General features: G+C 34.2%; 11 protein-coding genes. 7 read left to right on the forward strand and 4 right to left on the reverse strand.

All coding sequences use genetic code 11. From position 1 onward, the window contains the following. Positions 1–85 precede the first annotated feature (85 nt). The gene (gene rep, locus B6D18_RS07920) at positions 86–2,101 is read right to left on the reverse strand and encodes a DNA helicase Rep (RefSeq protein ID WP_086363983.1); all 2,016 of its coding nucleotides are present in this window, start codon (positions 2,099–2,101) and stop codon (positions 86–88) included. A 97-nt stretch (positions 2,102–2,198) separates the two neighbouring features. After that, on the reverse strand, positions 2,199–3,167 hold the full coding sequence (gene dusA, locus B6D18_RS07925; RefSeq protein ID WP_216818903.1) for a tRNA dihydrouridine(20/20a) synthase DusA: 969 nt from the start codon (positions 3,165–3,167) through the stop codon (positions 2,199–2,201). 83 nt (positions 3,168–3,250) lie between these two features. On the opposite strand from dusA, the gene B6D18_RS07930 reads away from it, so the two are divergent. Further along, positions 3,251–3,625 carry a DUF5362 family protein gene (locus B6D18_RS07930; RefSeq protein WP_086363962.1) on the forward strand — a complete coding sequence of 125 codons (375 nt, stop codon included), beginning with the start codon at positions 3,251–3,253 and terminating at the stop codon, positions 3,623–3,625. An 85-nt stretch (positions 3,626–3,710) separates the two neighbouring features. Here B6D18_RS07930 and bamE read toward each other — a convergent pair whose 3' ends face one another. Next, a complete protein-coding gene (gene bamE, locus B6D18_RS07935) occupies positions 3,711–4,178 on the reverse strand; it encodes an outer membrane protein assembly factor BamE (protein ID WP_086363963.1) in 468 nt (155 codons plus the stop codon). Between the two features lie 210 nt (positions 4,179–4,388). On the opposite strand from bamE, the gene B6D18_RS07940 reads away from it, so the two are divergent. Then, positions 4,389–5,000, forward strand: a complete 612-nt coding sequence (locus B6D18_RS07940) for an FKBP-type peptidyl-prolyl cis-trans isomerase (protein ID WP_086363964.1) — start codon at positions 4,389–4,391, stop codon at positions 4,998–5,000. Positions 5,001–5,030: 30 nt separating this feature from the next. On the opposite strand, the gene B6D18_RS07945 is transcribed toward B6D18_RS07940, so the two are convergent. Further along, positions 5,031–6,230 carry an MFS transporter gene (locus tag B6D18_RS07945; RefSeq protein ID WP_086363965.1) on the reverse strand — a complete coding sequence of 400 codons (1,200 nt, stop codon included), beginning with the start codon at positions 6,228–6,230 and terminating at the stop codon, positions 5,031–5,033. A 133-nt stretch (positions 6,231–6,363) separates the two neighbouring features. Here B6D18_RS07945 and dapB point away from each other — a divergent pair, with 133 nt between their 5' ends. The 5 genes from dapB to B6D18_RS07970 all read left to right on the forward strand — a co-directional run bounded on the left by dapB (position 6,364) and on the right by B6D18_RS07970 (position 13,911). Further along, a complete protein-coding gene (gene dapB, locus B6D18_RS07950) occupies positions 6,364–7,185 on the forward strand; it encodes a 4-hydroxy-tetrahydrodipicolinate reductase (protein WP_086363966.1) in 822 nt (273 codons plus the stop codon). Positions 7,186–7,194: 9 nt separating this feature from the next. Beyond that, positions 7,195–7,665 (forward strand): tRNA adenosine(34) deaminase TadA, encoded by a 471-nt coding sequence (gene tadA / locus B6D18_RS07955; protein WP_086363967.1) that lies wholly within the window; start codon positions 7,195–7,197, stop codon positions 7,663–7,665. A 162-nt stretch (positions 7,666–7,827) separates the two neighbouring features. Then, positions 7,828–8,367 (forward strand): hypoxanthine phosphoribosyltransferase, encoded by a 540-nt coding sequence (gene hpt / locus B6D18_RS07960; protein WP_086363968.1) that lies wholly within the window; start codon positions 7,828–7,830, stop codon positions 8,365–8,367. A 53-nt stretch (positions 8,368–8,420) separates the two neighbouring features. After that, a complete protein-coding gene (locus B6D18_RS07965) occupies positions 8,421–10,103 on the forward strand; it encodes an autotransporter assembly complex family protein (RefSeq protein WP_086363985.1) in 1,683 nt (560 codons plus the stop codon). Between the two features lies 1 nt (position 10,104). Beyond that, complete coding sequence (locus B6D18_RS07970) at positions 10,105–13,911, forward strand: translocation/assembly module TamB domain-containing protein (RefSeq protein WP_086363969.1); 3,807 nt, start codon at positions 10,105–10,107, stop codon at positions 13,909–13,911. Positions 13,912–13,913 lie beyond the last annotated feature (2 nt).

Raw genomic sequence — 13,913 nt, forward strand, 5'->3', positions numbered from 1 at the left:
ATATTATTGCTAATTTAATCAGATTTAATTATAAATCATGATAGCAGTTCGATGGCTGTCTTATCTCAATTGAAATATTAGTCTTTTATTTAGCATTGGCTATTTGTGCTTTTAGCATAGCTAAACGACTTTGCCCTTGTTGCATCTTTTTCTCAGGTGATAATTCATGACGCTGATCTTGCCATGCTAAATCATCTTGAGGAAGTTCAAGTAAAAAGCGACTTGGTTCTACATAAACTGTTTCTCCAAATTGTTTTTTCTGCCGACTAAATGAAAAGGTTAATTCCCGTTGTGCTCGAGTAATGCCAACATAAGCAAGCCGCCGTTCTTCTTCAATATTGTCTTCATCTATACTGGTTTGATGTGGCAATAATCCTTCTGACATGCCAATTAAATATACATAAGGAAACTCAAGCCCTTTAGAAGCATGTAATGTCATTAATTGTACTTGATCCAGTTCTTCTTCTGTTTCATTACGCTCTAACATATCACGCAAGGTAAATCTAGCTACAGCTTGTTCTAAAGTTAATCCTTCATCGATATCATCACCCTGTAACATATCATTTAACCAGCTCACCAACTGTTCTACATTACGCATACGCATTTGCCCAGCAGTTGGTGAAGATGAGGTTTCGTAGATCCAACTTTCATAATGAATACCATGTAAGAGTTCATGAATGGCAACCATCGGCTCTATATGTGATTTTTCAATCAATGAATCAAACCAGTGAATAAAACCATGTAATGTTTCCATGCGTTTACCTGATAGTAATTCCGTTAAGCCCATATCATGACTTGCTTGATATAAGCTAACTCCACGATGATTTGCCCATTCCCCCAATTTTTGGATAGTTACAGGTCCAATTTCACGTTTTGGTGTATTAATAATCCGGATAAATGCATTATCATCGTCAGGATTAGTTAATAAACGAAGATAGGCCATTAAATCTTTTATTTCAATTCGAGCAAAAAAAGATGTACCACCTGAAATTCGATAAGGAATTCGATATTGCATTAGCATTTTTTCAATTAAACGAGATTGATGATTACCTCGATACAAAATGGCATATTGACCATATTGGCTATTATTGGCAAATCGATGTCCGATTAAGTCGTTAACCACTTTTTCCGCTTCATGTTCTTCATTATCGGCTGAAATGACTTTGAGATGTTCTCCATAACCGAGTTCGGAAAATAATTTCTTTTCAAAGATATGAGGATTATTTTCAATTAAAATATTGGCAACTTTTAATATTCTTCCTGACGATCGGTAATTTTGTTCTAACTTAATCACTTCTAGTTGAGGAAAGTCCTGCTTAAGTAAAACTAGATTTTTCGGACGAGCACCACGCCATGAATAAATTGATTGATCATCATCGCCGACAACCGTAAATTTAGCTCGGCTACCTACCAATAATTTAATAAATTCATATTGACTGGTATTGGTATCTTGATATTCGTCAATTAATAGGTAACGAATACGGTTTTGCCATTTTTCTCTGACTTCTTCATTGGTTTTTAAAAGCAATGTCGGTAATAAAATAAGATCGTCAAAATCTAATATGCTACATGCTTTAAGTTGCTTTTCATAAAGTTGATAACAGTGAGCAAATAGCTTTTCTTTATTAGTTTGTGCTCTCGCCATTGCAATGGTTGAATCAACAATATCATTCTTCCAATTTGAAATAGTTGAACGTAACTGATTAATAAGATCTTTATCACCATCTAACCATTGCTGAGTAAGCTCTTTTAGTAAAGCGAATTGATCATGATCATCAAATAGTGAAAAATTAGCTTTGATACCAAGATGTTTATATTCTCGACGTACAATATCTAATCCTAAGGTATGGAAGGTTGAAATTTTTAGCCCTCTTGCTTCAGGCTTGCTCAATGATTGGGCTATACGTTCTTTCATTTCTCGAGCCGCTTTATTAGTAAAAGTCACGGCAACAATATGTCGAGGTAAATATTCTTTTACCCGAATTAAATAAGCGATTTTATTGATAATTACACGAGTTTTACCAGAACCTGCACCAGCTAATACCAGACAAGGCCCAGAAACATGTTCGACAGCTTGTTGTTGACTTGAATTTAAACGCACAGAAGAGAACCCTAAGTAAAATTGTTCGCTAGTATATACTGAACTGTCAAGCATGTGCAAACAAGCCATGCTTCAAAACATCTCATAACCTTTGTTGCTATTGAATAAAAGTTAATGCCTGTTCAACAACTTCTATTCCTACCCCTTTTTTATGGGCATTTTCACTCAAATAGCGTCGCCACTGTTTAGCCCCCTTTCTACCATTAAAAATACCTAAGGTATGGCGTATAATATGATTGAGTTGACCGCCTTGAGTTAGCTGCGTTTCAATATAAGGATAAAGTTCTTGTATTGCAGCTATAGGATCAGGAATTGGAGCATCAGAACCAAAGATTTGTTGATCAATTTGCGTCAGTAGAATAGGATTTTGATAAGCCTCACGACCAACCATAACACCATCAACAAAAGTTAAATGCTGTTTAATTTCATCAATGGTTTTAATTCCTCCATTTATGGCGATTGTTAGATGAGGATAATCACGTTTCAATTGATATACTCGCTCATAATCAAGTGGTGGCACTTCGCGATTTTCTTTCGGACTAAGTCCGGAAAGCCAAGCTTTACGAGCATGTACAATAAATGTTTTGCTATAAGGCATGACTTTTTCAATAAAGTCACATAAAAATTCATAACTATCTTGATTATCAATACCAATACGTGTTTTTACCGTTACGGGAATACTAACAGCATTTTGCATGGCATCAATACAATTTGCGACTAAATCAGCTTTCGCCATTAAACAGGCACCAAACATACCATTTTGAACGCGGTCGGAAGGGCATCCGACATTGAGATTGATTTCATCATATCCGCGTTCTTCAGCTAATTTTGCACATTTTGCCAATGCAACAGGGTCACTTCCGCCTAGTTGTAGGCATAAAGGATGTTCTTGGCTATTAAAAGCTAAATAATCGCCTTTACCAAATAAAATTGCTCCTGTAGTAACCATTTCACTATAAAGTAACGTCTGTTTAGTCAAGATACGATGAAAGTAACGACAATGTTTATCTGTCCAATCTAGCATCGGCGCAATAGAAAAACGATTTAGTATAGATTTTTTTTGCAAATTTACCTCGACATAAAAAAATAAACTGCTATTCTAGCTGCCATTTTTTAATAGTACAATAATATATAATATAAGGAATAAAGATGGATTTGAATCAACCAAAAAGTATCACCATTAATTCAACCGATGTGCTAAAAAAACAGCTGAAATTTATTGCAATAATGCAACAAATCTATGGCGTTATAATGATAGTTATCGGTGCTATAAGTTGTATAGGGATTTTATCTGCTATTGTTGGTATTCCAATAATCTTAGCTGGTGTAAAACTATTTAAATCAGGCAACACATTTGGTTTGGCTGCAAATTTTGATAACGAACAAAATCTTGTTGAGGCTATTGAAAATTTACATGGCTATTGGAAGTTTTCATTAATCGCTCTTATTTGTTCAATTCTATTTTTCATTATTTATATGATTCTTATAATTGCTCTTATTTCTTCTATTGGTGGTTACTACTAACTAATAGAGCGATTTAATCAAATTTACAATTGACTGTAACATAGATATAAAAAACCTCGTTATAATAACGAGGTTTTTTTAGAGGTTATTCTGACTCCGATTCAGATTCTGATGAAGTTTCTGAGGATTGTTGGTTAGTTACATTATCATTATCATCTTCGGACTTTATATCAATAGGATCTGAAATTTCCTGTTTATTCATTTCCTCTAATGATAAAGAGCCTTCTAATATGGAGGTTTTTATATCACTCACTATGCCCATCTCATTAAAATAAATAGCATAAGTAATTTGGCTTATATTACCATGTCGTGGCTGTTGGCGGAAAATATAATACCAAACATTATCCCCAAAAGAAGAGGTTAACATTGGCGATCCCATAATAAATACCACCTGTTCTTTGCTTTGGCCAACTTGTAATAGTTCTATTGCATCTTGTGTTACATAATTACCTTGATTGATATCAGGTCGATAAACCCAACGATCGACAAGTGAACAGCCAGTTAATAATATACCGGTCACAATAGCAAGCGAAATAGATTTACGAAACGGCATTTAAAATAATCCATTCAAAATTACAATAGCAGGTATTATCGCTGATATTTTAAGTCAGCGCTAGATAAAATAGTAAATTCTTCTCTAAATTTATATTTAGAAAGCATTGTTATATTGATGATAATTAACAAGAGCTGATATTTTTCTTCTTATCTTTAATCGTAATGCTCTATAATAAGCAACTTAATATCAACAAATGACAGGTAAAAAATGAAATTAGATACCATTGAGCAAAAAGCAAGTTACGCAATTGGATTACAAATTGGCCAACAATTAAAAGAGTCAGGATTAAACAATTTAGAACTTAATGCATTAAAATTAGCTATGGAAGATGTATTAAGTGGTAACCAACCAGCTTTACCTTTACAAGAATTGCATGATGCTCTTCGCCACGTTCATGAACAAGCTTCTAAAGAAAAAGCAAAACAAGCAGAAAAAATTGCCCAAGCAGGAAAAGACTTTTTAACAGAAAATCTTAAAAAAGATGGCATAAAATCAACTGAATCAGGTTTACAATACGAAGTACTTAAACAAGGTAATGGCGCATATCCAAAAGCAACTGACCGAGTGCAAGTTCATTATACTGGACAGCTAATTGATGGCACGGTATTTGATAGCTCTGTTGAACGAGGTCAACCAGCTGAATTCCCTGTTAATGGTGTTATTCGTGGTTGGGTTGAAGCGTTACAATTAATGTCTGAAGGCTCAAAATGGCGATTATATATTCCTCAAGAATTAGCTTATGGTTCTCAAGGTGCTGGAGCTTCAATTCCACCATATAGTACTTTAATTTTCGACGTTGAATTATTAAAAGTTCTTTAATAAATATGGACGCCCTAGCGTCCATTATTGTCATAATAAACTATTGTGTATTTTAGGTAAGAAGCAAGTACATAGAGCAGCTAACAATAATAAAGCACTAGCTACTCCAAAGGCAATAAAATGGTTATGCCACATGTCATATGCCCATCCACCTAACCATGAACCAATCATCGCACCAATTTGATGACCAAGGTAAGTTAACCCCGAAAGTAAACCAACAATTTTTACACCATAAATATCAGCAGAAATAGCACTTGATAAAGATAAAGCGCCAGCCCAAACTAATCCACCTAATAAGGCTATGGTATAAAGTTGCCATTGAGTTGCTGCAATAACTAATGCTATAAATCCTATTCCTCTAACGAAATAGATCATAGCTAATACGAATTTTCGTGGCACAATATCTGAAATATAGCCAAGCACTAGCGTACTAAATATTGCTACCAAACCAATTAAGCCTAATCCAGTAGAACTGGTTATTGAATCAAAACCATGATCCATTAACATAGGTACACCGTGAGTGCCAAGTAAATTCATACTAAATCCACAAGTAAATAATCCAAAACTAAGCAACCAAAACGGTCGAGTTTTTAATACCTGAGTTAACGTCATTTCTGGTCTTATATTTTGGTTATTTTCAGTTATATCTATATCACTTTGCTTATCTTTCATAATAAAAAGCGCTATAGGTAAAGCTAACAGCATAAAAAATAGCGAAAATACAATCAATGTAGTTTGCCATCCATAAAGCGGAATAAAATAAGCAAATACAGGTAGCATAACAGCAATGCCAGCCATACTGCCACTTGATAAAATGAATAAAGCCAGCCCACGATGTTTGCTAAACCAACGAACAACAATCGGTGTAAAACTTACCGAACCAACAAACGAAGTACCAAAAGATAACGCTATACCGAAGGATAATAAAAAGTTCCAATAATCATTTATATTAGCTGCCCAAACAGACGAAATAATAATAATTAGTGAACCTAATAGTAAAACAAAGCGCGTCCCAAATTTACTAACTAAATAACCTGCTATTGGCATTGCGATGCCAGAAAAAAGCATACCAATAGCAATAATACTTGATAAAGTACTACGACTAAATTGCAGATCATTGGCGATAGGTAAAAAGAATACCCCCATACTCATCCGTAATCCGCTTGAGAGCAGTGTTAACAATGCAGCAGCAATAACAATGTTCCATCCAAAATACCATCTACTACGCATGAAGCATCCTATTTTTATTATAAGAAATTACGAGCAAAGTATAACATTTTGCTTTTTAGTCGGTATATAACTTAATAGTTTTCCGCTATAATATTTGTTTATGTATATTAGGTAATAATGTAAGGAAAGTTATATGTCTATAAGTATGATTCGGATCGCTATTGCTGGCGCTGGAGGTAAAATGGGTCGTCAACTTATTCAAGCAGTATCTCAAATTGAAGGTGTGACTTTAGGCGCTGCTTTTGAAAGAGAAGGATCATCATTGATAGGTAGTGATGCTGGTGAGCTTGCTGGTATTGGACTGTGTGGCGTAAAAGTTACAGATAATTTAGCCAAAGCAAAAGATCAGTTTGATGTATTAATTGATTTTACTCGTCCAGAAGGGACTCTAGCACATCTAACTTTTTGCGCCGAACATAAAAAAATGATGATAATCGGCACAACAGGCTTTGATGAAACAGGTAAACAAGCAATAGCTAATGCCGCACAACAAATTGCAATTGTGTTTGCCGCAAATTTTAGCGTTGGCGTTAACTTAGTACTTAAATTACTTGAGAAAGCCACCCAGATTATGGGGGATTATACTGATATCGAAATTATCGAAGCCCATCATCGTCATAAAGTCGATGCTCCATCAGGTACCGCACTTGCTATGGGTGAAGCTATTGCTGATGCACTTGGTTGTGACTTAAACGAGCGTGCAGTTTATTGCCGCGAAGGCCATACCGGCGAAAGACCCAAAGGAGCAATTGGTTTTGCCACTATTCGAGCTGGTGATATAGTAGGTGAACACACCGCTATTTTTGCTGATGTCGGAGAACGAGTTGAAATTAGTCATAAAGCTTCAAGTCGAATGACATTTGCTAATGGCGCTGTACGTGCTGCATTGTGGCTTGCTAAGCAACCGGTTGGACTTTATGATATGCGTGATGTACTTAATCTAAATAATTTATAATATAACAGCATGACAGATGAAATTTGGATGCGTCATGCATTAGAATTAGCTAAATGCGCTGAATCTAGAGGAGAAATCCCAGTCGGCGCAGTAATTGTTGATGAAAACGGACAACTTATTGGTGAAGGTTTTAATCAATCAATAATTGAACATAACCCAACTGCTCATGCAGAAATCATCGCGATTGAACAAGCAGGTAGATTGTTACACAACTATCGTTTAGTCAATACAACATTGTATGTTACTCTTGAACCTTGTATTATGTGTGCTGGTGCTATTATACATAGTCGAATCAAGCGGGTAGTGTATGGAGCAAGTGATTATAAAACCGGCGCTGCTGGTTCTTATATTAATATTCTTTCCAGAACCGGCATTAATCATTTTGCCCAAATAACTAGTGGTGTTTTAGCTAGTGAATGTAGCTCAATGTTAAGCAACTTTTTCAAAAAGCGTCGTTTAGAAATAAAACAAAATAAATAATCTTGCCATAGTATAGTTAATGATTGACTTAATATTAAAAAATGAATTCTATAAATCATTTTTTAATTATTTGATAAAAAATTTTCTTAGTTATTCTTTTTACCTGTGAAAATTGCTAGAATCTGTTCTGATTTTTTTTAAGATATATACTGAGCATTATTAATGAAAAAGCATACATTAGAAACCATGATATCTGCTGAAGATATCCAAAAACGGGTAAATGAAATAGGTCAACAAATAAGTCAAGATTATGCAGACAGTCAAAATGAGCTTATTTTAGTCGGTTTATTAAGAGGTTCTTTTATCTTTATGGCAGACCTAAGCCGAGCAATTAAAGTTGGTCACGAAGTCGACTTTATGACAGCATCAAGTTATGGCAATGCTGTGGTAAGTAATAGAGATGTTAAAATTTTAAAAGATCTAGATGAAGATATTCGTGATAAAGATGTGCTAATTGTAGAAGATATTATTGATACCGGTAATACGCTTAGCAAGGTAATGGCTATTTTGAAATTACGTCATCCACGTAGTATTGAGATTTGTACATTATTAGATAAACCTTCACGCCGTGAGGTTACAGTGCCAGTAAAATACATCGGTTTTTCAATTCCTGACGAGTTTGTAGTAGGTTATGGTATAGACTATGCACAGCACTATCGCCATTTACCATATATTGGACATGTAAAATTACTTGAATCCTAAACTTTATTGAGGTGTATGTGTCACGACTTTCTCGCTCATTATGCTTACTTTTAATGGTAACAACCGTATCTAGTTATGCTGATATGAAGTTATCAATTAAAGGATTATCAGGTGAACTAGCGGAAAATGTCGATGCTCGAATTTCGTTAATCACGTCAGATAAGATTAATAATTCGCCTAATTTTAAGCGATATTTTGAAAGTGAAGCACAAAAAGCACTTCGGGCATTAGGTTATTATTCTCCTTCTTTCAATTATGACGAAACTGATCCTAAAATACTCGTTGTTAAAGTATCGCCAGGCGAACCAGTTAGAATTAAACAATTAAATATTAATATTGATGGTGAAGGTAAACAGGATAAAGACTTTCAAGAATTATTAGCTAAACTGTTACCCAAAATTGGGGATATTCTAAACCATGGTACATACGAAACGTTTAAAAAAAACTTAGAAAGTTTGTCATTAAAGAAAGGCTATTTTGATGCTGTAATGCCAATACATCAATTAGCTGTATCTCAATACGACCATCAAGCTTTTTGGAATATCGATTTTAATACTGGTAAACGCTATAAATTTAGCGAGGTTAAATTTCCTGACGCAAAAATTCGTCAAGATTATTTGGCCAACATCGTACCTTTTAAAGAAGGAGATGAATATTCTGCCGAACAATTATCATTATTAAACCGACGTCTTAGCGCCACTAACTGGTTTAACTCGGTGGTCGTTACACCTGATTTTCCTAATCTAACTGCCGATCAAGCACTACCTATTGATGTGGTAACCACGCCTCGAAAAAAAAATGCTATGGATCTGGGTTTAGGTTTTTCAACAGATAATGGTGTGCATGGCAAAATTGGTTGGAATAAACCTTGGATCAATAGCCGTGGGCAGAGTTTTCAAAGTAATTTATCTCTCTCATCTCCAGAGCAAATTATTACGATGAGTTATAAGATACCATTGAAAAAATCCCCTATTGAACAATACTATACCATTCAGGGTGGTTATAAAAAAATCGATAATAACGATACTTATTCACGTTCATATACTTTAGGTGCCTTGCGCAATTGGGATAATTTTGACGGTTGGCAAACGGCTCTTGGTTTTAATTTGTTACGTGATGACTTTACTCAAGGGGATGCAAGTTTTAAAACCTTTTTATATTATCCATCACTCAGTATTTCGCGCATACGAAATGACGGCAACCTATTATCGATGTGGGGTGATTCTCAACGTTATTCTGTTGAAGCAGCTGCGGAAACATTAGGTTCCGATATTAATTTAGTTCGTTTTCAAGCTCAACAAACTTGGATTCGTTCAATTAAACAATCGCATCGCTTTATAGTCAGAGGTAATTTTGGCATTATCCAAGCAAGTAACTTTGATCGAGTGCCACCTTCTTTTAGATTTTTCGCTGGTGGTGATCGCAGTATTCGCGGATATAGTTATCAATCTATCTCACCTAAAGATAAGAAAGGTAAACTCAAAGGTGCTTCAAAAATGATTACCGGTTCGGCTGAATATCAATATAATTTAGCTGGTTCTTGGTGGGGGGCAGCTTTTGTCGATACTGGTGAAGCAATAGATAAAGTCGATACAACTAAATTTTATACCGGAACTGGCTTAGGTATTCGCTGGGCATCCCCTGTTGGTCCAATTAAGTTTGATTTAGCAACTCCACTAAACAAAAAAGATAAAGGCTCAATACATCTATATATTGGTTTAGGAAGCGAATTATAAAATGGCAAAAAATCCAATAAGAGTAAAAAAAGCTGAAAAAATAAAACGCATACGCAAATGGAAAAAACGCAGCATTGTAGTGCTTTCCATTTTTGTTTTCCTTATCACGTTTACTATTTTAATGATTTACACAACTTTAGGTGTAAAACTGACTACCTATGTCCTTAATAAATTATTGCCTGAATTGAAAATAGCGCAAGTTGAAGGTACATTTCACGATTTACATATTAATGGACTGTCACTTGAGCTGCCTAATGTCAGTGTAAAGGTAGAAGATGCAAAATTTAAATTATCTGGCTTATGTTTAATACAAACAAAAATTTGTGTTGAACAATTTGACGCTGATGGAATCAATATAGTAATTAATACTGGTGAATCACAACCTTCGCCTGATGAACCAACACCAAAGAAACGGCAAATAATCAAAACACCATTACCTATTGAGTTAAAACAGACACACATTTCTAATGTCATGGTAAAAGTTAATAATATGCAATTTGGTATGTCTGACTTTAAAGGAAAAGCTAACTGGGTCAATGAAAAAATCTATGTATATCCAGCAGTAGCTATGGGTTTACAAGCAATATTTGCTGATGACAATACAGCAAAAAAATCTAATAATAAACAAGGTAATAACCATCCTCTTAACCAAAAAGTTAAACAACTATTTAACCAACCTTTAATAAATTCACTACCACAAGTTAGTATTCCTCTAGATATCAATGTCACAAGTCTAACTGGAGATAATTGGTTATTACATATTGGTGGTCAAGATTATCATTTTAATCAAGTAAATATCAAAACAGAGATGATTAATAATCATATTATGGTCAAGCATGTTGATACTAATGCAACAACACCTTATGCTAGTGGGCATGCTTATGTATCAGGTGAAATAACACTTGGTAATGACTGGCCTATTTTTGCTTTAGTTAAAGCCGATACAGAAAAAAATCATCTAAACGGTCATTTTTCAGGAAACTTATTTGGTAAGTTATCAACTTATACCCATATTACAGGTTTAAACCAAATAGCCATTGAAGGACAAATCAATTTTATTGAAAAACATCTACCATTAATAACAAAGTTAGACGGTAAACATATTCAATGGCCTATTGAAGGAGATCCACAATATCAGTTAGATAATTTTGCGGTGAATTTAAGTGGTAATGCGCAAAATTTCAATATGCTTGTCAAAGGATTACTTAAAGGTAATGGCATACCGGATACCGCTATTGATATTACTGGTGATGGAACTAATCAATCGGCTTCGCTTAACCACGCTAACATAAAGTTTCCTCAAGGTGATATTAATCTTACCGGCCAGTTAGATTGGCAAACAGCACTTAAATGGGATGCTAGTGTTAACCTTAATAATGTAGATATTACTAAAGAGTTACCAACTTTTCCTATTCGCCTAGCAGGCCAATTTAAAACTTCTGGTATGCTTGAAGGTGATTTATGGCAAATAAATGTTCCTAAAATACAATTAAAAGGTAACATAAAGCAAGCTAATTTTTCAGCTAATGGCGACCTATTTGTTGATTCTAATCGCACGTTATCAACAAAAAATCTATCTCTACTTTGGGGTAAAAATCAGTTAAATATTAATGGTTCAACCGATAAAAGCAATTTAAATACCCAGCTTAATTTTAATAACTTATCATTATTAGCAGATGATCTTGATGGCACAATTATTGGAAATGTCAAAATAACAGGTAATAAAGCTTCACCTATTATTGATACCAATATAAATATCAGCGAATTGAATTATGAAAATATCTCTCTCGCTAAAGCTGATCTATCAGGAAAAATTCAGTACACAAATCAACTTAGTGGACAATTGAAGTTGATTGGTCATAATATCAATATCGCTAACCAAAGTATAAAAAAAGCCAATATTGAACTATCAGGTAATGAAGCTCGCCACTTTTTAAACATAAATTTTGAAGGTAGTCCATTGTCAATGATAATGTCATTAAATGGACAATTAGATAAACAACATAACAAATGGACTGCAAATATACCCCATAGTTTACTCACACTAACTAATAATAATAATCGTTGGCAATTAGCTAAACCTCTCTCTTTATCTTATGATATAGCGAATCAAATTCCAACTATAGAAGCACATTGTTGGCGTAGTAATAATTCTAGTGTATGTTTAGATAAACCATTATCCATAGCTAATAATAATCAGACATCAATTACATTAAAAGATATTGATCTTGCCAAATTACCTATACCCAATGATGGTGAAACAAAAATTGATGGTTTTATTAATGGCAAAGCAGATATTAAATTCAAAGACGCTAGCAAAATTCCAAGTATTAAAGCTAATATAACCAGTAATAAAGTTTATATTAAGCAGATAATAAACAATCAAACTTTACTCGTCCCATTTGATCTGTTTAATATAAATGCAGAATTTAGTGAACAACAAGTTAAGTTAAATTGGCATTTTAGCTTAAATAAATTAGGCAAAATCTATGGTGATTTATCCATAAATGATCCATCGGGAAATAAAGATTTAAGTGGTCAGCTCAATATTGATAATTTAGCTTTAGCAATGTTTAATCCTATATTAAGTAAAAATGAATATGCTAATGGTGCTATCAATGGCATGGTTAAATTTTCTGGATCATTAATAGATCCTAATTTAACTGGTGATATCAATTTGAAGCATAGCAATATTAAATCGAACCAATTACCAATCGATATCAAATCCGCTAAGGTTGATATTAAATTTAACGGTAAAACTTCGACCATGAAAGGAATTTTAGTTACTAAATCAGGCAATATTAATATTAATGGTCAAGCCAGTTGGAATAATTTGGAAAAATGGCAAGCAACCTTAAATGTTAATGGTGCGGCCATGGATGTCACTGTACCACCAATGATTGTCATGTCAGTCATTCCAGATATTAAAATAGAAGCAACGCAAGATGAACTGACAATTCTTGGTAAAGTTTCAATTCCTAAAGGTAAAATCACTGTTGATTCGCTTCCACCATCAAGTATTAATGTGTCACCAGATGAAGTCATGTTGGATCGGAACCACAAACAGATTCAAGCACAAAAATTTGGTATGAAAATTAATAGCCATATTGAAATCAATATTGGTGATAAAGTCACGGTAGATGCCTTTGGTTTAAAAGCTTCATTAAAAGGTAAATTAATCGCAACCCAAACGAATAAAGGCTTAGATTTACACGGCCAAATTTCGATACCTAATGGACGATTTCATGCTTATGGCCAAGATTTAATCATTAACAAAGGCATTATCACTTTTTCTGGACCCACAGATCAAGCTATGTTAGACATAGAAGCCATCCGTAATCCTGAGTCTATGGATAACAGTAACATTACAGCAGGTCTTCGTGTTAAGGGGTCATCAAAAGATCCTAAAATTGAAATTTTCTCTGATCCTGCCATGTCGCAACAAGAAGCTCTTTCTTATCTGATTCGAGGTCAAGGTCTTGATAGTTCTGACCAAAGCGATAATGATATGATGACTGCGTTTTTAGTTGGCGTTGGAACCGCCAAAACAGGACAATTTATTGGTGATATAGGTAATGCATTTGGCATTAAGAATCTCTCTTTAGACACTCAAGGGGCAGGAAATAATTCGAAAGTGGTAGTAAGTGGTTATATATTACCTCATCTACAGCTAAAATACGGTGTTGGTATATTCGACTCACTAGCTACATTTACCTTGCGTTATCGTTTATTGCCAAATTTATATGTCGAAGCGGCTTCTGGTATTGCGCAAACATTAGATCTTATTTATCAATTCGAGTTTAATTAATA

This window comes from Gilliamella sp. A7 (assembly GCF_002142015.1).
GTDB lineage: Bacteria > Pseudomonadota > Gammaproteobacteria > Enterobacterales > Orbaceae > Gilliamella > Gilliamella apis_A.